The sequence below is a fragment of the Haoranjiania flava genome, from assembly GCF_025631005.1.
Lineage (GTDB): Bacteria > Bacteroidota > Bacteroidia > Chitinophagales > Chitinophagaceae > Haoranjiania > Haoranjiania flava.
Genome location: NZ_JAOTPL010000020.1, coordinates 1 through 20,299, shown reverse-complemented (window position 1 = coordinate 20,299; position 20,299 = coordinate 1). Strand labels below are relative to the sequence as shown.

The 20,299-nt window shown below is 42.5% G+C and carries 18 protein-coding genes; 9 read left to right on the top strand and 9 right to left on the bottom strand.

The window, feature by feature from the left end; all coding sequences use genetic code 11:
• The first annotated feature begins 24 nt into the window (after positions 1 to 24).
• The 3 genes from OD355_RS11810 (at position 25) to OD355_RS11800 (ending at position 3,951) form a co-directional block, all read left to right on the top strand.
• A complete protein-coding gene (locus OD355_RS11810; RefSeq protein ID WP_263038692.1) occupies positions 25 to 822 on the top strand; it encodes an SDR family oxidoreductase in 798 nt (265 codons plus the stop codon).
• A gap of 102 nt (positions 823 to 924) precedes the next feature.
• Complete coding sequence (locus OD355_RS11805) at positions 925 to 2,016, top strand: VOC family protein (protein WP_263038691.1); 1,092 nt, start codon at positions 925 to 927, stop codon at positions 2,014 to 2,016.
• A gap of 618 nt (positions 2,017 to 2,634) precedes the next feature.
• Complete coding sequence (locus OD355_RS11800; RefSeq protein ID WP_263038690.1) at positions 2,635 to 3,951, top strand: ammonium transporter; 1,317 nt, start codon at positions 2,635 to 2,637, stop codon at positions 3,949 to 3,951.
• A 5-nt stretch (positions 3,952 to 3,956) separates the two neighbouring features.
• Here OD355_RS11800 and ligD read toward each other — a convergent pair whose 3' ends face one another.
• The 8 genes from ligD to OD355_RS11760 all read right to left on the bottom strand — a co-directional run bounded on the left by ligD (position 3,957) and on the right by OD355_RS11760 (position 13,593).
• Positions 3,957 to 6,542 carry a DNA ligase D gene (ligD, locus tag OD355_RS11795; RefSeq protein WP_263038689.1) on the bottom strand — a complete coding sequence of 862 codons (2,586 nt, stop codon included), beginning with the start codon at positions 6,540 to 6,542 and terminating at the stop codon, positions 3,957 to 3,959.
• On the bottom strand, positions 6,542 to 7,327 hold the full coding sequence (ku, locus tag OD355_RS11790) for a non-homologous end joining protein Ku (RefSeq protein ID WP_263038688.1): 786 nt from the start codon (positions 7,325 to 7,327) through the stop codon (positions 6,542 to 6,544). The genes ligD and ku overlap by 1 nt, the downstream gene beginning before the upstream one ends.
• 70 nt (positions 7,328 to 7,397) lie before the next feature.
• Complete coding sequence (locus tag OD355_RS11785; RefSeq protein ID WP_263038687.1) at positions 7,398 to 8,060, bottom strand: phosphatase PAP2 family protein; 663 nt, start codon at positions 8,058 to 8,060, stop codon at positions 7,398 to 7,400.
• The gene (rpoN, locus tag OD355_RS11780; RefSeq protein ID WP_263038686.1) at positions 8,060 to 9,556 is read right to left on the bottom strand and encodes an RNA polymerase factor sigma-54; all 1,497 of its coding nucleotides are present in this window, start codon (positions 9,554 to 9,556) and stop codon (positions 8,060 to 8,062) included. The genes OD355_RS11785 and rpoN overlap by 1 nt, the downstream gene beginning before the upstream one ends.
• A gap of 92 nt (positions 9,557 to 9,648) precedes the next feature.
• Positions 9,649 to 10,674: a vWA domain-containing protein gene (locus OD355_RS11775; protein WP_263038685.1), complete on the bottom strand. Its 1,026-nt coding sequence runs from the start codon at positions 10,672 to 10,674 to the stop codon at positions 9,649 to 9,651.
• Positions 10,674 to 11,642, bottom strand: coding sequence for a hypothetical protein (locus tag OD355_RS11770; RefSeq protein WP_263038684.1), 969 nt, complete (start codon positions 11,640 to 11,642; stop codon positions 10,674 to 10,676). The genes OD355_RS11775 and OD355_RS11770 overlap by 1 nt, the downstream gene beginning before the upstream one ends.
• A 17-nt stretch (positions 11,643 to 11,659) precedes the next feature.
• A complete protein-coding gene (locus OD355_RS11765; RefSeq protein ID WP_263038683.1) occupies positions 11,660 to 12,583 on the bottom strand; it encodes a DUF58 domain-containing protein in 924 nt (307 codons plus the stop codon).
• An 11-nt stretch (positions 12,584 to 12,594) separates the two neighbouring features.
• Positions 12,595 to 13,593 carry an AAA family ATPase gene (locus OD355_RS11760; protein ID WP_263038682.1) on the bottom strand — a complete coding sequence of 333 codons (999 nt, stop codon included), beginning with the start codon at positions 13,591 to 13,593 and terminating at the stop codon, positions 12,595 to 12,597.
• A 393-nt stretch (positions 13,594 to 13,986) separates the two neighbouring features.
• On the opposite strand from OD355_RS11760, the gene OD355_RS11755 reads away from it, so the two are divergent.
• From OD355_RS11755 to OD355_RS11730, 6 genes are all read left to right on the top strand, one after another.
• Entirely contained in the window at positions 13,987 to 14,271 is a 285-nt protein-coding gene (locus OD355_RS11755) for a hypothetical protein (RefSeq protein WP_263038681.1), read from the top strand.
• Positions 14,272 to 14,328: 57 nt separating this feature from the next.
• On the top strand, positions 14,329 to 15,072 hold the full coding sequence (gene ubiE / locus OD355_RS11750; RefSeq protein WP_263038680.1) for a bifunctional demethylmenaquinone methyltransferase/2-methoxy-6-polyprenyl-1,4-benzoquinol methylase UbiE: 744 nt from the start codon (positions 14,329 to 14,331) through the stop codon (positions 15,070 to 15,072).
• Between the two features lie 239 nt (positions 15,073 to 15,311).
• Complete coding sequence (gene rlmN / locus OD355_RS11745; protein ID WP_263038679.1) at positions 15,312 to 16,358, top strand: 23S rRNA (adenine(2503)-C(2))-methyltransferase RlmN; 1,047 nt, start codon at positions 15,312 to 15,314, stop codon at positions 16,356 to 16,358.
• 540 nt (positions 16,359 to 16,898) lie between these two features.
• Positions 16,899 to 18,110, top strand: coding sequence for a pseudouridine synthase (locus OD355_RS11740; protein WP_263038678.1), 1,212 nt, complete (start codon positions 16,899 to 16,901; stop codon positions 18,108 to 18,110).
• Between the two features lies 1 nt (position 18,111).
• Positions 18,112 to 18,810 carry an RluA family pseudouridine synthase gene (locus tag OD355_RS11735; RefSeq protein WP_263038677.1) on the top strand — a complete coding sequence of 233 codons (699 nt, stop codon included), beginning with the start codon at positions 18,112 to 18,114 and terminating at the stop codon, positions 18,808 to 18,810.
• A 372-nt stretch (positions 18,811 to 19,182) separates the two neighbouring features.
• On the top strand, positions 19,183 to 19,437 hold the full coding sequence (locus tag OD355_RS11730) for a hypothetical protein (RefSeq protein ID WP_263038676.1): 255 nt from the start codon (positions 19,183 to 19,185) through the stop codon (positions 19,435 to 19,437).
• A gap of 73 nt (positions 19,438 to 19,510) precedes the next feature.
• Here the strand turns inward: OD355_RS11730 and OD355_RS11725 are convergent, their stop codons facing one another.
• Positions 19,511 to 20,230 carry an SDR family oxidoreductase gene (locus OD355_RS11725; RefSeq protein WP_263038675.1) on the bottom strand — a complete coding sequence of 240 codons (720 nt, stop codon included), beginning with the start codon at positions 20,228 to 20,230 and terminating at the stop codon, positions 19,511 to 19,513.
• Positions 20,231 to 20,299 lie beyond the last annotated feature (69 nt).

Here is a 20,299-nt window from a genome sequence, read left to right as displayed (position 1 = left end):
ACATTTGTAAGTAAACAAACGACCTTGCAGGAAATATCAGGAAAAACTATCTGGATCACGGGAGCTTCATCCGGCATCGGTGAAGCCACTGCCTATCAAATGGCTGAGGAAGGTGTAAAGCTTATTCTCACAGCCACCAATACACAAAAATTACTGGCAGTACAGCACAGGTGTACAAAGCTGGGCGCTGACTGTGCCATACTTCCACATGACTTGTCCAATACAGATAATATTCATATGCTTGCAACGCAGGCAATGGCTTTGTTTGGCAGCATTGATATTTTGTTTCTGAATGCAGGCATCAGCCAGCGCGCTAAGGCGCTGGATACTGATGATGTAGTAGACCAGAAAATCATGCAGGTAAATTATTTTGCACCCGTAAAGATCGCAAAGACGATACTGCCGGCAATGATTGCGCATGGTGGCGGCACCATAGCGGTAACCACCAGTATTTCGGGTAAATTCGGCTTTCCGCTGCGCTCATCCTATGCAGCTTCCAAGTTTGCGCTGTATGGATTTTTTGAAACGGTGCAGGCAGAATATTACGACAACAATATCCGTGTAGTATTTATCTGCCCGGGAAGGGTGCGTACCAATATTTCTTACAATGCCCTCGAAGCAAACGGCACAAAGCATGCACAATTAGATGAAGGACAGGCATCAGGCATAACTGCAGAGAAAGCTGCCAGGCAAATTGTTTCAGCCATCAGGCATCAGAAACGCGAAGTCCTGATAGGCGGCAAAGAACTGCTGATGGTGTACATCAAGCGTTTTTTCCCTGCTTGGGCGTCCAGGCTGGTAAGAAAGATCAGGGCTACCTGACAACAAGGGCGTGTTAAAATAAGAGTTTCCTTTTTTATTGTAAAATACATTACTTTTAACGCGCATTACAACTAAAAACAGCAGAACTTTTTTTCACGCATCATGAAGGATTATATAATCAGTGGAATACAGCAGATAGGTATTGGCGTTGAGGACCTCAAAGAAGCATGGAAATATTACATTGACGTATTCAACATGGACATCCGTGTGCTGGAAGATAATACGGTAGCTGAATTGATGCTTCCCTACACGGGCAATGTGCCGCAAAAACGCCATGCCGTGATAGCCATCAACATGCAAGGCGGCGGCGGCTTTGAAGTATGGCAATACTCCGAACGCAAGCCGCAGAAAGCAGCATTCGATATTCAAACAGGAGACCTCGGAATATTTGCTGCAAAGATCAAGAGCCGAGATGTAGCAAAATCCTTTGAAGAATTCTCTAAAAACAAACAGGTGAAAATTGCCGGGAGCATTTGCAAATCCATAGACGGGAATAACACTTTTTTTCTTCAAGACCCTTTCGGGAACTTTTTCCAGGTAGTGCAGGATGACTATATTTTTCGTGATGAAAAACATACTACCGGCGGTGTAGCAGGCGCCATCATTGGCGTTACAGATATTGACAAAGCCGTAAAGGTGTATACCGGCATACTGGGCTATGATAAAATACTGGCCGATGAAACAGGCGTCTTTGACGACATCAAAGCTTTGCCATCCGGCAGCCAGAAGTACCGCAGAAGGTTACTGACGCATAGCCAGCCCAGAAAAGGAGCTTTGAGTAAATTGATGGGGCCGTCTTACATTGAATTGATAGAAGCAAAAGACCGTAAGCCGCAAAGCATCTATGCAGGCCGCTTCTGGGGCGATCCCGGCTTTATCCATCTCTGCTTTGATATAACTAACATGGATGCGCTGCGTGAAAAATGCAAAAGTCATGGCTACGCTTTCACGGCAGACAGCGCCAGCAACTTTAAAAACGGTGAGTCTTTTGACATGGGTGAAGCTGCCGGGCAGTTTGCCTACATAGAAGATACTGACGGCACGTTGATAGAGTTGGTAGAAACCCACAAAATTCCTATCTCTAAAAAATTAGGCTTAAGCTTAAACCTGAAAAAGAGAGATGCTCTCAAACCATTGCCCGGATGGATGCTGAAAGCTTTGCGCTTCGGACGCGTGAAAGCAGAGCAGCTATAATCTGATCATTCATTGCTTGGCGCAATAAACCTCCTACTTAAGTTATTTTGTTGCAACCGGGTTATCTCAAAACATTTATCAGGCTTTCCTTCATCTTTAGGATTGTTACAAGCCTGCTTCCACAAGCATTTGTATATGGAGTGTAAGAATGCAGTATAAAAAAAAACAACTTGCCTGTATTGCCATAGTTGTTTATGCCTTAGCTATATATATTAAGTATTTTTCTATATACGTTCCGAAGACGGATAACTGTAATGGCAAGAATTTGCCAGAAGTAATAATATTGGGATGTTGTTGCTGGTTAAATCCGCCATGAGCACATAAATCACCTAACCTGCCGCGCCTGTTGCATTATTTTGTACACAATCAATGTCCTTGTCTGTATCAATTTGAACCGGCAACATCATCCGTTACAATGGTAAAGCGTGCAGCAATGAAGATTTTAGAAATTTGATTATTAAATGGATCAGATAGGGGTTTTTAAATTTTGTACCATTCTGAATAATTTTCTGTATTGTTATTATTAAAAATAATATTTGAATAAATTTGTTACTTTTATCCAATAAATTGAAATAAAAATTTAATTTTGTTAAATTAAATTAATTATAATATTACTTTATGAAAACGAAATTACCTTTTTTACTCTTGTTTATTTTTTGCCTGGTTGCAGCCATTATCCCGATACATACAAACGGGAATGGCGCAGACATTGTTGCTTCTGATGTAGCGTGGCTGCTATCTGCAACGGGACTTGTATTTTTAATGACCCCCGGGTTATCATTTTTTTATGGGGGTATGGTGCGCAGAAAAAATATTATTTCTACCATGCTACAAAGCTTCATCTGTTTGGGAGTAATTACTATTATCTATTTTATTGTAGGATTCAGCCTGTGTTTCGGAGACAGCTTTAAAGGGATTATTGGAAATCCGCTTACTTTTATGTTTCTGAGAAATGTTGGTCTTGATGTACATCCAGTATTGGCGCCTACTATACCATTCTTGCTTTTTGCATTGTTCCAGTTAAAATTTGCCATCATCACACCTGCACTTATCACCGGCAGTTTTGCAGAAAGAGTGAACTTTAAGGCGTATGTTTTATTCATCTCTTTATTTACCATATTTATCTATACTCCTCTGGCACATGCTACCTGGCACCCGGAAGGTATATTCCGTAAATGGGGAGTGCTGGATTTTGCAGGCGGTACTGTAGTACATATGAGCGCCGGCTATGCTGCTCTGGTAGGCGCTATGTTTTTAGGCAGACGGAAAGAATTTGAGAAGAACAGGCATTATGAGCCGGTAAATATTCCGTATGTATTGTTGGGAACGGGCATGTTGTGGTTCGGATGGTTCGGCTTTAACGGCGGCTCTGCATTAGGTGCTAATGCAACTGCCGTGCAGGCTTTTGCCACAACTATGGCTGCTTCCGCTGCAGCCATGATGGGCTGGGTAGCTTTAGAAATGTTCAAAGGAAATAAGCCCTCTGCCATGGGAGCCTGCATAGCTGCTGTGGTAGGCTTAGTAGCCATCACTCCGGGCTGTGCATACGTGACGGTGCCGCAGGCATTGTTCATTGGTTTTATAACGGCGGTTATCAGCAACTTTGCGGTAAAGTTTAAAAATAAATCCAACCTCGATGATACGCTGGATGTATTTCCCTGTCATGGTTTAGGAGGCATAATAGGCATGCTGCTTACTGCTGTATTTGCCAAAGATGTAGGCTTAATATATGGGGAGACTACCACTTTTTTATATCACCTGCTGGCGCTGGCAATAGCTTCTTTATTTGCATTTTTTGGTTCTTATCTCTTGTTTAAGGTAACTGACTTCTTCATCCCGGTGCGTGTTTCGCTTGATGCTGAAGAAGACGGGCTGGATTTTTCCCAGCATGGAGAAAGATACAAACCCAAAAGGAGGCTGGATGCTTATTTGTAAACCAACTATTTATTCATCTCCTCTTCAAGCAGTGTAAGGCATTTAGCTATATCAACACCTTTGCCCATAACGCCGCGGAAAATATCTCCTTTCATTTTTACACGCTCACAAGCATTGTGTATATGAAAGTCTGTGGGGGATAAACCTTTCCTTACTTCCCCCCATTCAAGCGGCATAGAAACCGAAGCCCCGGGCTTCGGCCGTACGCTGTAAATGCTTGCGATCGTTTGGCCGCTGCGGTTCTGAAGATAATCGATATAGATTTTGTTGTTGCCGCGCTTCTTCAGGTTTCTTTCCAATGTTGTAAATTTCGGTAAACGCTTTTGCACCAGGTCTGCAATAATGTGTGCGAAGTCTTTTACCTGGTCATAAGTATATTTAGCGCCCATAGGCACAAACACATGCAAGCCTGTGCTGCCAGAAGTTTTGCAGTAAGCATCAACTTTACAGATATCCAGTATTTCCTTGGTTGCCTGCGCAGTTTCTATCACCTGCTCAAACGTATTTTTATCCGCAGGATCAATATCTATGATCATGTAATCCGGATGATCAATCTTCTTTATGCGGCTGTTCCAGGGATTTAGTTCAATGCAGCCTAAGTTATTTAAGTAGGCGAGGGTAGCTTTGTCGTTACAAAGGATATATTCCAGCTCTTTATCATTAGATGCTGAATAAACATTTACAGTCTTTACCCAGTCAGGCGCTCCTGCGCCTGCATCCTTATGATAAAAGCTAAGCTCCTTAATACCGTTGGGAAAGCGGTGGAGCGACTGCGGCCTGTCTTTCAGGTATGGCAAAATGTAAGCGCTCATATCCTGGTAATAATCTATCAGATCGCCTTTTGTGTAGCCCTCATCAGGCCAGTACACTTTTGACTGGTTGGTAAGCTTTACCTGCTTACCACCGATACTTTTAATAACATCACCTTCCGTATGATTTGATTTTTTCACAGGCTTCGATTTTTTGGGTGCAGGTTCTGGTTGTGTGCTATCACTGTTATCCACCTCCGAGGCTGATTTATCTATGCGTAAACCCATGTAAACAGGGTGCCGGTATATATGCTCATCAGTGATCTCCGTATATTTTATATTGCAGACCAGCTCAGGCTTTAACCAGGTGGCCGGCATGTTTGTCTTTGGCTTTTTCGCAAAGGGGCAATCTTTTGTTATCAGTGGCTGCAAACGGGCGTACATTTCTTTCAGAGTAGCCTGGTTAAATCCTGTACCTGTATGCCCGGTGTAGACGAGCTCGCCATTTTCATACCTCCCTAATATCAAAGCGCCGAAAGCCTTCCGGCTGCCGCGTGGTTCGGTGAATCCTGCGATTACAGCTTCTGTAATATTGTGGTATTTTATCTTCAGCCATTGCCTGGTTCTTATGCCTCTTGTATATTCCCCGGATTTCATTTTTGCGATTATTCCTTCCAGGTTATTTTCCTTGATAGCTTCGAAAAAGCCGATGCCGTCATTCTCCACATGATCGCAATATTTTATATGCTCGCCTTCAACCAGCGCATCTTTCAGCAATTCTTTGCGTTGCAGCAAAGTAAGGGATTCTGTACTGTGGCCATTGAGATAAAGGATATCAAATACATGGTAGATGAGCGGTGTGGCAGAATGATCGTTATAATGCTGCAGGCTTTGAAAGGATGGTTTGTCATTGTCGTAAGCCACAATTTCGCCATCCAGGATCATTTCGTGCTGCTGTGATTTCAGTTCTTCTGTTATAGGCGCATATTTATTAGCGAAAGACAGGCCGTTGCGCGAATAAAATCTAAACGTGCTACCGGTTTCTGCTATAGCACGGTAACCATCCCATTTTATTTCAAATACCCATTCATCATCCGAAAAAGGTTCTTCTGTAAGCGTTGCCAGCATTGGCTTTACGTAATCCTTAAGTTTTTTTTCTCCGGAAATGTAGGGTGCATGATTGGTTACTCTGCGTTTGGATTCAACAGGTTTTTTGCTCGTATCCTCCTTTTCAGCAGGTAGAATTTTATTGGCTGATTTCTTTTTTTTCCCGGCTACCAGTTGGGTTACCTTGGAATTCTTTTTGGTAAAATCTTCAGCAGAATATTTCCCTGTTACAGCAAATGCATCTTTATGCTTTATCAGCAGCCAGGCATTATCATCCTGGGGGTTCTTGATTTTTACCAGTGCGAATTCGCCCTTTAATTTATTGCCTTTCAATACGATTTTGAGCGAGCCCGTTTTTAATTCATTCAATAATATCTTATCGTCTGCTAAGCCTGTTTTTTTATGCAAAGGTTCATAAAAGCCTTCGTCCCATATTTCAACTTCTCCTGCGCCGTAGTTACCCTGAGGGATGGTTCCTTCGAATGTGCGGTAGCTATAGGGATGGTCTTCAACCATCATGGCAAGCCGTTTATCTGCGGGGTTCAGGGAAGGGCCTTTCGGCACAGCCCAGCTTTTTAAAACGCCTTCCATTTCCAGTCGGAAATCATAGTGCAGCCTGGAGGCAGCGTGGCGCTGCACCACAAACCTAAGTTTACCGGAGGTTTTGTTCCTGGTACCTTTAGGCTCGGCAGTTTGCTTAAAATCCCGTTTTTTATTGTACTCTTCCAGCGACATCACGAGGCTGTTTTTCTTTTACCGGTAGATTCAAGGCTGGCTTTCAATTGCGACATCAGGTCAATAGTTTTTGAAGTGGCAGGCGCCGCTTTGGAGGCTTTGATCTTCTTGCCTTTAGCCTTGCTTTCAATGATCTTTAAAAGCTCTTCGCTATAGGTATCCGTATATTGCGAGGGATCAAATTTTTCAGAAAGTTGTTGTATCAAAGCCTCTGCCATCTTCAGCTCTGCAGGTTTTACCTCTTTTTTGGCAGGCAATTTCAGCTCATCATAATTCCTGATCTCGTTGGAAAAACGCAGGCGGTTCAGCACCAGTATATCTTCATTGTACGGCCTGATGAGGCCGATCAATTCCTTATCGCGCAATACAAATGTACCTACGCCTGCCATACCCGTTTTTACCAGCGACTGCAATAAAAGCATGTAGGCATTTTCTCCGTTCTTTTGCGGCTCCAGGAAGTAGGGCGATTCAAAATAGACACTGTCTATCTCATCTTCCTTTACGAATTGTTGTATAGAAAGCAGCTTGGTCTTTTCAGGGCTTGCTGCCTCAAAATCTGCCTCTTCTACTAAAACATACTGATCGTCTATCTTATACCCTTTTACAATATTCTCCCAAAGCACTTCCTTGCCGGTAGTTTCATTTACTCTCTTAAACTTGATGTTAGACAGGTCTTTCTTGTCGAGCATGTCAAAATCCAGCTTACTGTCTTCTACAGCAGAATATATTTTTACCGGAATATTTACCAGCCCAAAGCCAAGCGCACCGTTCCAGATTGCTTTCATAGTGATAGTTTTAATTGTGTTGAGATAATAGTTTACCTGCACAATTAATATGCCGAAGGCAGCCGCAGCATTAAATCATGACCCAATAGGCTACAAGTTGAGCGAGAATACCAATGAGTGCACCCAGATAAATTTCAGCCTGTGTATGTTCTTTTAAAAGCAGGCGCGAACTACAAACCATGCCGCACATCAGCACGGCTATAATCAAATCTACACCATAATAAGTATGGTACATAATGCAGGATATAAACATGGCTGTAGCTAAGCCTGCCATGCCCATAGCATGCATGCTCACCTTACAAAAACTGTTTAATATCAGCGCCGGAATGGTAGCAATGAAAATACCGAAGTAGAAAAACTTTAAAGACAGCGCCTGGTCCTGAAAACCTTTGGACAGGAACCACATCCACCAATAAAAGATCATAGCTGCTACATAAGGCACAATACGTTCTTTATTGCTGCGGAGATAAATGTTGGAAATAAATTTCAGCTTCCACAATAGCAATACCGTAAGGGCAGGGAAGAAGGCAGTAGTAATGAATACGCCTATGGCTCTGAGCTTCAGGTCGCCGGGCGCTGCTCCGGAGAACTCTACCCCGAAACGACCTAAAGTCCACAGATAAAAATAGGTGGGGATGAACAGCGGGTGGAAAATATACGAAAGAGCCTTAGCGCTGAACGTGAGTACAGCCGGTTGAGGATCAGCAGGATGTGTAATGTGTTGTTTATCCATTACAATGTCTTTCTTAACCTGGCTACCGGCAGATTGAGCTGCTCGCGGTATTTGGCAACAGTACGCCGGGCAATGTTGTAGCCCTTTTCCTGCAAGATTTCAGTAAGCAATTCATCGCTGTAAGGCTTTTGTTTGTCTTCGCCTTCTATTACTTCAGTAAGTATTTTCTTTACTTCACGGGTGCTTACTTCCTCGCCGCTACTGGTGCTCAGCGACTCGCTGAAGAAAAATTTAAGGCGGTATGTACCAAATTCCGTTTGTACAAACTTGCTGTTAGCAACGCGGCTGATAGTAGAAATGTCGAGTTCAGTGATCTCTGCCACATCTTTCAGGATCATCGGCCGCAGCAGGGTTTCATCGCCGGTGAGAAAGAATGCTTCCTGGTAATTCATAATAGCATTCATAGTGCTCAAAAGCGTGTGCTGCCTTTGTTTGATCATATCGATAAACCACTTGGCGGCATCAATTTTCTGCTTGATAAAAAGTACCGCCTCTTTTTGCCGCTTGTCTTTCTTGCTTCCGCGGTCGTAATCTTTCAACATATCACGGTAACCCTCGCTTACACGAAGGTCAGGTGCATTTTTAGAGTTCAGTGTAAGCTCAAGGACACCGTTATTATTAAAGATAAAAAAGTCGGGCACAATATAGCTTTCTGCTTTGTTGATAACTTCTAAAGCGCCGCCTGGCTTAGGGTTCAGCCGCACAATGATGTTTATGGCTTCCTTGAGGTCTTCTTCTGAAATATCCAGTCCGCGTATGATTTTTTCATAATGTTTCTTGGTAAATTCATCAAAATACCTGGTAAGCAACTGTACGGCAATATCATGTGTTTTAGAGTTCTTGTGTTCAGACCTGTCGAGCTGCAGCAATAAGCATTCCTGCAAGTTCCTTGCACAGATACCGGCAGGCTCAAAATGTTGAATCTTCTTTACCAGGTCTTCCAGTTCATCTACAGATGTTTCTACATTCTGCCTGAAAGCAAGATCGTCAACGATAGATTCCAAGTCTCTTCTTAAATAGCCGTCTGCATCAATGCTGCCGATGATCTGTTCTGCAATGATGTATTGGCGCGGGTCTAAAGACAGCATGCCCAGTTGGTTTTCAAGCGTCTCGTGCATACTGCTTTCTACTTTAAAGGGAATAGTCTGCTTTTCCTCTGCTTCGCCATAACCATCATCCCTGGTACGGTAGTCGGCAATTTCATCATCACCGTCGTGTATATATTCGCTGATGTCTATATTATCATATTCATCTTCACTTCCTGTCATTTCATCTTCATGGTTAGCCTCAAGTTCAGGCGCATCCTGAAATTCGTCTTTGGCATATTCGTCTTCGGCTGTATTTTCACCCTGCTCAAGCGCCGGGTTTTCTTCCAGTTCATCTTTAATGCGTTGTTCGAGGTTGGCCGTAGGCACCTGCAACAACTTCATAAGCTGGATTTGCTGTGGCGATAATTTCTGTAACTGTTTCTGTAGTAATGCTTGACTTAGAGCCATTTATGTTGATATTATATGCAATATTAAACATTTTTTTTCATAAATCAAAATAATGGCTTGATTTTTGATGCACAGTTGTGAATTATTTACTTTTAAGGAAATCTTTTGTAGTAAGTAGTTCTTAAAACAAACTCCAGGAACAATAAAACCAATCCCGTTAACAGCCAGGGCAGATATTTTTCTACAAATCTATTGTATGTAGAAACCTCCACTTTAGACTTTTCCAACTGGTTAATATGAGCATACACCATCTGTAAAGCATTCTTATCTTTTGCATAGTAATACTGTCCGCCGGTTTGCTGAGCAATACTTTTTAAAAGTGTGGCGTTGAAATCAATCTGCATATTTTGTGATACCTCTTCACCCGCTTCCGTGCGCTGGGTCACATTCATGGTACCTTTGGTACCTATACCGATGGTATATACTTTAATACCATAAGTTTTTGCAAGGCCTGTGGCAATATCCGGGGAAATAGTTCCGCCGATGTTTACGCCATCTGTAAGCAGTATCACGATCTTTGATTTTGCATCGCTTCTGCGCAGCCCGTCCACGCTGGTAGCCAGGCCTGAACCTATCGCAGTGCCTTCCTCTTCCAGGTAACCACTGCGGATAGAGGCCAGTTGCTGCAACACAATATTGTGATCTGTAGTAACAGGACAAAGGGTATAGCTCACTATGCTGAAAATAGTAATGCCAATACGGTCCCCGGGCCTGGCCATTACAAATGCTGCCGCCACCTGCTTGGCTGCCTCCAGCCGGGTAGGAGAGAAATCATTGGCATTCATACTGCCGGAAATATCCATACAAAGCATGATATCTATACCTTCGCCATTGGATTGGGAAACGGTGAATTTATCACGAGGCCGCGCCAGCGCTATAATCAGGCAGGCAAGCGCCAATATCCTCAACACAAATGGCAGGTGCCTGGTACGGGTTTTGAAAGTTTTTGCCTTCTTAATAAAATGAGTGGTTGACACTTTAAAAGTTGCCGGCTTGCGGTTCTTGCTGGCATACACGATCACCAGCAAAGGCAGTATGATTAGCAACCCCAGCATCCATGGGTAGGCAAATTCAAAATTGTAGCCCCAATCAAAATATGATAACCAGTCTCTAAACATTATTTTTTTGCCTGCTGCTTTTGGTTTTGTTCGTTAAGGATCTGTTGTTCTATTGTCTGTAAAGTTTCTTTTGCCAGGCTTGCAGCCTTATCTGCCTGCTCCTGTGAAGGCTTGTATTTGGCAAACTTTACCGCATCGTTTATCCGGTTAAGTTCATAATAAGAAGCACGGTCTTTCTCTTCCTGCAAATATCTACGCAATTTTTCGAAAGTCTCCCTTGCGGTAAGGTAATGGGTATTTGCATGCGTACGCTCATCGTAATAGGTGCGGCATATGGTATCCAGGCGTGTGAAATACTCGGTTTCTTTTTGCTGTTGTATCAGGTTTTCCTGCTGCAGTTTTTCAATCTGTTTCAATGCCCAGGATAGCGGCGGGCCTTTGATGGCGGAAGTGTAAACCGGTTTCTTTTTCCTGTTTTTGAGTAACTTCCTCACCAGTAGGATCAACAATAGTAAAATCAATACGCCAGCCAGGTAGTAAAGCCAGGTGTAATCCGTATACTTTACATCTACCACTTCCTTGATACCGTGAAAGTCCTGTAGTTGAGAAACATCTACCGAATTGACCATTAAAAAAACGGAATCTGACTGTACAGGTATTGCCAGCCCGTCCTGTGAGGTGATGGATGGTAAGATGATGGGTACGCTCCACCGGCCGGAATCGAAAGAAGTAAGAATAATGTTTTGTGCATAGCTGAATGAGTTCCCATTCTTTACAGTGTCTATCTTTTCACGCCTGATCACTTCTACATGATTGCCTGTATCCGCTACGGAAAACCATTCCGCTACCTCCATTACATCTTTATCAATGTTATCAACTTGCAGGCGCAGGTTTACCTGCTCGCCAAGGCTGATCTGTTCACGGTCTAATTTTGCGGATATATTTTGTGCAATACCAAGTTGGGATATGCATACAAACAGAAAAACAGCAAGTACACGAAGCCTGTATTTTTTGCAGGAATAAATCATATGGTTCAATAATTCCACTATTTGACTCTTGATCTTTTAATAAAAAATGTACGCAATACTTTTATAAAATCTTCTCCTGTAGATACCTGCAGCAACTCTGCGCCTGCTTTCCTGAAATTTTCTATGGCATCGGCGCTGATCTTCTGAAACTGTGTGCCGTAGCTGTTTTGCGTAAACTTGCTGTGGGTATCAATAAGCATAGTCTGTCCGGTTTCAATATCTTCAATTTCCAACAGTCCCACATCCGGCAATACGGAATCATACCTGTCAAACACCTGTATGCCGATCACTTCGTGCTTTTTAGCCATCACCCGCAGTGTTTCCAGGTAACGCTCATCTACAAAATCGCTCAGTAAAAATATAATGCTTTTGTGCTTGTTCTTGGAAATGTTATTGACGTATTCCAGCGCAGATTTTATATCGGTCTGCGCGGATGCCGGCTTGAAATTAATAAGCTCTCTCAACAAAAAAAGGCCATGCTCTCTTCCCTTCTTGCTGGGAATAAATTTTTCAATTTTATCGCTGAAGAACAGGAGGCCGACCTTATCATTATTCTTTACGGCTGAAAACGCAAGCGTAGCACATATTTCAGCTATCAGGTTTTTCTTGGATTGGCCGTTGGTGCCAAACAGGTTGCTGGCGCTGGAATCAACCATCAGGAAAATACTGATCTCTCTTTCTTCTTCGAAAAGTTTGCTGTATGTATTGTTGGTGCGGGCAGACACGTTCCAGTCTATAAAGCGGATGTCATCTCCTTCCTCGTATTCACGCACTTCTTTAAAAGACATACCTCTTCCACGAAATGCTGAATGGTATTCGCCAGTAAAGATATGGTTGGTGAGTTTTTTACTCCTGATCTCCAGTTGGCGCACCTTTTTCTGCAGTTCCTGCTCTTCGGTGAGGGGTTGTTCTTTCTCTTTATTTTTTTTAGAAAATAACATGCGTGGGTGGATTACGGTACAGGCACCACTTTAATTAATTCATCAATGATCTGTTCGGTAGTAATATTTTCTGCTTCAGCTTCGTAAGTAAGGCCTATCCTGTGTCTTAAGACATCCTTGGCAATAGATTTAATATCATCTGGTATCACGTATCCCCGGCCTTCCAGGAATGCGTGAGCTTTACCGGCCAAAGCCAGGTTAATGCTGGCTCTCGGTGAACCGCCATAGCTGATAAAATCTTTCATGCGCGGCATGCCATACTGTTCAGGGTAGCGTGTAGCAAATACAATGTCTACGATATATTTTTCAATTTTCTCATCCATGTAAATACGCCTGGTAAGGTCCCTTGCTTCACGTATTTCACTGATCTCAGCCACATGATTGGCTACGTGCGGCTCTATGTCCTGCACCTGGTGTTTAATAATTTCCTGCTCCTCTGCCTTGCTCGGATAGCCTACTACCACTTTCAGCATAAACCTGTCGAGCTGTGCTTCCGGCAGCGGGTAAGTACCTTCCTGTTCCAAAGGGTTTTGGGTGGCCAGCACCAGGAAAGGATCGTCGAGCGGGTAGGATGTTTCGCTGATGGTCACCTGTTTCTCCTGCATGGCTTCAAGCAGTGCGCTCTGTACCTTTGCGGGCGCACGGTTGATCTCGTCAGCCAGGATAAAGTTGGCAAAGATCGGCCCTTTTCTAACCCTGAAATCGTTTGTCTGCTGATGGTAGATCATGGTACCGATAAGGTCGGCCGGCAAGAGGTCAGGCGTAAATTGTATCCTGCTGAATTTTGCGTTGATCACATCGGCAAGAGATTTAATAGTGAGTGTTTTTGCCAGTCCCGGCACACCTTCAAGGAGTACGTGCCCGTTGCTCAGCAAGCCGATAAGCAAGCGGTCTATCATGTAAGACTGGCCTATAATTTTGTGGGCTACTTCTTCCTTTATTTTTTTAATAAACTGCGCCTTGGATGCTACCTGCTCATTGATCCTGACAATTTCTTCAGCACTTTGCATAGATGTCGATTGTTTTTTAGCACGTGAAAATACGAATAGGTTCGTTAATAAATAATGAAAATTAATAAAATATTGCTGCGAACATTGCTGCGTTTCCATCTGTGAAACATGTAGGCAATATTCACACCATTATCCCAGTGTGATGGAATTTGTGATGGATGATGTTTGATTGTGATTTTTGATTCAGGATTATGTCTGTGAAATTTGCTGAAAACCAGGATTGCCACGAAGAGAAGGATCCACGAAATCTCTTTGTGAAATTTTGCCTCTTTATCCACATTGGGTTAAAGAATAAAGCTGTATCCGGTGTTGTCCAAACTGTCCTTTTGCGTTACCTATGCCAAAAACAATTATAATACATTATCTTTAAAACATGTAAAATTTAAAGTCAGCATGCATAGCAATAGTTCACCCAAAAACAGCAGAGGCAATTCCATATTCAGAAAGGCTTTGCTATCAATAGCTATCATTTTTTTGATTAGCTATATTGGTTATTCGTACCTGCATCCGAACGAGATAGATACAACTGCGTTTATTTTCCAGGCAACCTCCATAATACTTATAATTGCTGCATTATTATTATCAAAAAACAGGAAGCAGGCCAAAGCAGAAAAAATCATCATCGCTTTGGTGCTGACGGCAGTCTTGTTGTTTACCTTTCTTAAATTTTTAAAGTAAAGGTTGTTCCTTAAGATGTTTTTTATAAAATCAACGTGTTTTATTTACCTTCGCTGCATGTCAAAATTCGCCCACGATACCGTTACTCCCTACCGCCATAGTGATAAAGAAAAAAAGCAACAGGTAGCGGAAATGTTTGATGATGTTGCATCGAAATACGATTTTTTGAATCGTTTCCTGAGCATGGGCATTGATCAGGGCTGGAGAAAAAAAGCCATCAGGCGCCTGACATCTATAAAGCCGCAAAGTATTCTGGATGTGGCTACAGGTACCGGAGATTTTGCCATTATGACCTATAAAATGCTGACACCCGGAAAAATTACAGGCATTGATATCTCCAAAGGTATGCTGGAGGTTGGCAGGGAAAAGGTTGCTAAAGAAAAACTTTCTGCACACATAGAAATGATGGAAGGCGACAGCGAGAACCTGCCTTTTAAAGACAACAGTTTTGATGCCGTGACCGTATCTTTCGGCGTACGTAATTTTCAGAACCTGGAGAAAGGCATTGCAGAAATGTACCGTATTTTAAGGCCGGGAGGCAAGCTGGTAATTCTTGAATTTTCACGTCCCAAAAATCCTGTATTTAAACTGCTTTATAGAATCTACATGCAGGTGGTAACACCCAATGTAGGCAAAATGATTTCAAAAAGTAAAACTGCATACCAGTATCTGAACGATTCTATTATGGTGTTCCCGGAAAGAAAAGATTTTGTAACTGTGATGGATGGCGTAGGCTTTACCGGTACATCTTATGAAGCGCTTACAATGGGTATTTGCTGTATTTATGAGGGAAGTAAGTAGAAGGAGAGGTGTAAATGAATATTAGCAGGCATTTATCTTTCCCGTTGGTATTTCACACTTTTATTCGATCCATAGAGTAATATAGTCCTTCCGTAATATATGTTTGGCGCAGTTATGCATCTTTTGGTAAATAATAACTTTCTTTTAGTTCAGACCTCAATGACTTACCCTGAAGGACATCCTGCTATTTCTTGTAGCCCACAGATTCATCTGAAATTTTATTGATGTATCTTTGCAAGATGAACGTTGCAAAGCACCAAAACATTCGTAACCTGTCTTTAAAAGCACTGGAAGATTTTTTTATAGCCATCGGTGAACAAAAGTTCCGCGCAAAACAGGTCTACGAGTGGCTCTGGCAAAAAGGCGCGCAAAGCTTTGCAGATATGTCTAACCTTTCCAAAGAACTGCGCCAGAAATTAGGATCAAATTTTACACTTCCGGCTTTAACGACAGACCTGGTACAGGAAAGCAGCGACGGCACCATCAAAAGCCGCTTCCGCACGCATGAAGGCCATCTGGTAGAAGGCGTACTGATACCGACTGATGAAAGGAAAACGGCCTGTGTATCATCGCAGATCGGCTGCAGCCTTACCTGTAAATTTTGTGCCACAGGATTTATGGAACGTAAGCGCAACCTGCATTTCGATGAGATTTACGACCAGGTAGTACTGCTGAATCAACAGAGTGAAAAGCATTACGGTCAAAAACTTTCAAACATTGTATTCATGGGCATGGGCGAGCCATTGCTTAACTATGCCAATGTAAACAAAGCCATTGAGCGTATTTCTGCGGAGGACGGCCTGTTCATGAGCCCGCGCCGCATCACCGTTTCAACAGCCGGCGTGGCAAAGATCATTAAAAAGATGGGCGATGACCGCGTACGCTACAAGCTTGCACTGTCGCTGCATGCAGCCAATGACGTTAAGCGCAATGAAATAATGCCCATCAATGAAACCAACAACATCAGGTCGCTGGCGGATGCATTGAACCATTTCTATAAGCAGACTAAAAACGAAATTACATTTGAATATATTTTGTTTGATGGCTTCAATGATACCGAACAGGATGCCAGGGAACTGGTGAAATTGTACAGGCAGGTGCCGGCAGACCTGGTAAACATTATCGAATACAATCCCATTGACGATGCGCGCTTCAGCAAACCTTCTGAAGATGTTACAGAAAAATTTGTTGCCTACCTGCAATCACACAAAGTAAACGCAAGGCTCAGGCGGAGCCGCGGTAAAGATATTGATGCCGCTTGCGGGCAATTAGCCAATAAAGCCTAAGCAAAGCTTTCCCGTTAAAAGCCTTGCATTCCCCCAAATTACAAAGCACGATCAGCAAACATAAAATAACCATAAAAATCAACAATGTATATTAATTGAAAATGAGTATTGCATCTAAAAAAATGGTTATTCCATATGGCAACTGAAAAACAAATAAATTTACACATGAAATAGCCATAAGCAAAGTTGCATACCAACCGAATGAATAAAGGTTATTCCATGTGACAACTGAAAAACAAATAAATTATATACACATGAAATAGCCATAAGCAAAGTTGCATACCAACCGAATGAATAAAGGCTATTCCATGTGACAACTGAAAAACAAATAAATTATATACACATGAAATAGCCATAAGCAAGGTTGCATACCAACCGCGAATGAATAAAGCTATTCCATGTGACCATAAAGAAAAATAAAAATATACACATGAAATAACCATAAAGATTAGGAATCTTTACCAACCGAGGATGAGTATTGAATCTAAAAAAAATGGTTATTCCATGTGGCAACTAAAAAACAAATAAATATATACACACATGAAAAATAAAGCCGGATTCGAAAAGTTCATTAACCCGCAGAGCAATGCGAAAAAGAAAGAAGCATTCCGCCAGGAAAAAAGAAAAGCAAAAGCCGACATGCGCGCATTTGGCGAGGAGCTGAGGCGCGAAAAATTCGCTAAAGACAGGGGAGAAGCGGTTTTAGGGGCAGAAGATAAAACTAAAAAATATCCCAACAGGAAAAGCACATCCACAGGTATTAAAAAATCGTACGAAGACAGGAAATTTTCAAAAGGGAAACATACGGATAATGCAGACGGAAGCAAGTTTGTTCCTAAAAAAACTTTCAGGAAGCAGGAGGAGGATAGTGAGGACCTTGCTGTAAAATGGCAGAAAAAATCGGGTAAAAAAACTGAAGAGTTCGCTGAGAAAAAACCACATGGCAGACAGGAAAAGTATGCTGATAAAAACAAAAAACACAGTGGCTATAAAAAGCACGATGAAAAGGAAGAGTTGTATGAAGAAAAGATGCCGCTGAATAAATACATAGCCCACTCAGGTGTTTGCGGCAGGAGAGAAGCCGCAGAGCTGGTAAAGCAGGGATTTGTGAAAGTGAATAACGACGTGGTTTATGAACCGGGATATAAAGTAACGGAAAAGGATACCGTTAAGCTCAAAGACAAACCTGTTTCTCTTCAGCAAAAAATGGTATATGTACTGATGAATAAACCCAAAGACCACATTACCACGATGGAAGACGACAAAGGCAGGAAAACTGTCACCGATCTTGTCAAAAGCATTCCCGAACGCATCTATCCTGTAGGCAGGCTTGACAGAAACACTACCGGCGTACTACTGCTCACCAACGACGGTGAACTGGCGCAAAAGCTTATGCACCCATCATTTGAAGCCAAAAAAATATATGAAGCTACGCTGGATAAAGCGCTTTCCAAATCAGATGCAGAAAAGATCCTTGCAGGCATTGAACTGGAAGATGGTTTTATAAAAGCAGATGCTGTTGGCTATGCCGATGCAAAAGACAAAAGGGTAGTGGGAATAGAGATTCACAGCGGCAAGAACCATATTGTAAAAAGGATATTTTATCACCTGGGTTATACCGTTACGAAACTGGACCGGGTAATGTTTGCCAACCTGACCAAGAAAAATGTAGAACGGGGGAAGTGGAGATTTTTAAATGAGAAGGAAGTACGCGCACTGAAAATGTTGAACGCAAAGAAAGCCGGTAAGTAGTATGGACATTATCTTTGAGCACCAAAATTTTATAGCCGTCAACAAAGCCGTGGGCATGTTGAGTATCCCAGACAGGGCCGGCAGCGGCCAATCGTTAAAAGAACTGCTTTTAAAAAAGTACGGTGATATTTTTACGGTACACCGCCTGGATAAATTTACCAGCGGCCTTATCATCTTCGCTAAGGATACCGGTACCCACAAAGCATTGTCTGAAAAATTCCAGTCGCGTGAAGTAGAAAAATTTTATCTCGGGCTGGTAAACGGCCATCTGCATCCTGCAGAAGGCACGGTGAACGCTGCCATTGCAGAGCATCCTGCTAAAAATGGCAAAATGGTGGTAAACGCCAAGGGTAAACCTTCACGAACAGATTATAAAACAGTTGAGGCTTTCCGCGGTTACTCACTGGTGGAATTCAATATTCATACCGGCCGCACACACCAGATACGCGTGCATACGCAGTACCTCGGCGCTTCCATTGTATGTGACGAATGGTATGGCGATGGCAAGCCCGTGTATCTCTCGCAAATAAAACGCAACTATAAATTGTCGAAACAAGAGGAAGAGGAAAGGCCTGTATTGAGCAGGCTGGCGCTGCATTCTCACCGGCTTCATTTCACTTTACACGACATAGAGTACCGGCTGGAAGCGCCGCTGCCAAAGGATCTCAGGGCCTTGCTGCAACAACTGCGCAAGCAATAATATTGTGGCCTTACAAGCCACGAAAGATTTTTCTTTTGAGAATTTGTGCCTTCTTCATGGGCATTATGGTTATATAAATCCCCTGGTACACAACGCGCACAAGAGTTATACAAGGCACACTATATGCGACTTCTTACTTCTTACTTTGGCTTGCATAAGTTTGTGAACCTTGTGGTTTCCTTGCACATTGTGGTTAAATGTATACCTGAACACAGCGCGTACAATAGGTTATACAAGGTACGCTATATTGGACTTCTTACTTTATACTTAAATAAATCACCTGATTTAACAAAATAAAAAACTCTACAGCTACAGTTTACCTAAGGCAGGCATGGAAATTGTATTTTTCATTGTATACCAAAACTTCTACTTATGGATTGCAGAGCAAACACCGTAAAGCCCGAAGTTTTTTATGAGATTCTCGCAGCATATATGAAAAACCGGACAATAGTTGATCTGATTATTGACAGGGGAGGAACCGAAAGAGTCAGCGGCTTGATAAAAGACATTTCATTGCACGACAAAATTCTGAGAACCAGGGTCACCATGTACGATGAAACAGGTTTCTATATACACCAGGTAATAGCGGTTAACGGCATATTCAGAGACGATTTTTCAGAGTGTTGACATGCATCTTGTAACATACAGGGCATAAAAAAATCCGGCTTCAAACAGGCCGGATTTTTTGTAAGCGTTAGCGTTACTGCTTGCTCTTGGTTTGCGCAGGGCGCACTTCTATCTTGCTGGGTAGTGTGCGAGGGTGCATGTGCAGCAGGTCTACTATCATCTGGCCTATGTCTTCAGGCTGTATTTTCCAGGTATCGTCTTCAGAAGGTGTATGGTGATTAAAATGCGTTGAAACCGACCCCGGCATAATGGTTGTAACCTTTATATCATATGGCCTGAGGTCCAGCATAGCTGCCTGTGTAAAGCCCACCACGCCAAACTTGGAAGCATTGTAGCCTGCACCCTTTTCAAAGAAATTGGTACCTGCCAGGCTCGCAATGGTGATGTAGTATCCTTTGGTTTTTTTGAGCTCTTCCACGGAGGCTTTCAGTGTATGAAACACACCGCTGAGGTTGGTATCTATCATCTGGTGCCACTGCTCCTCAGTGAGTTCGTCTACAGGCGCAAAATTTCCTACACCTGCGTTGGCAATCACAATATCAAGCCTGCCGAATTTTTCAATGATTTTTGCAACAGCAGCTTTTTCGTTTTCGCATTTAGATACATCTGATTCCACTGCCAAGACACTGTTATCATCAGCAGAAATTTCTTTAGCTGCTGCATCCACATCTTTATATGTTCTGCCGCTTACAGCCACTTTTACGCCCTGTTCAGCCAGTTTTTTAGCAATACCAAGTCCTATCCCTTTTGAGCCGCCGGTAATGTAGGCGACCTTCTCTTTTAAATCTTTCATGTGTGTATATTTATTTGTTTTTTCAGTTGCCACATGGAATAACCATTTTTTTTAGATTCAATATTCATT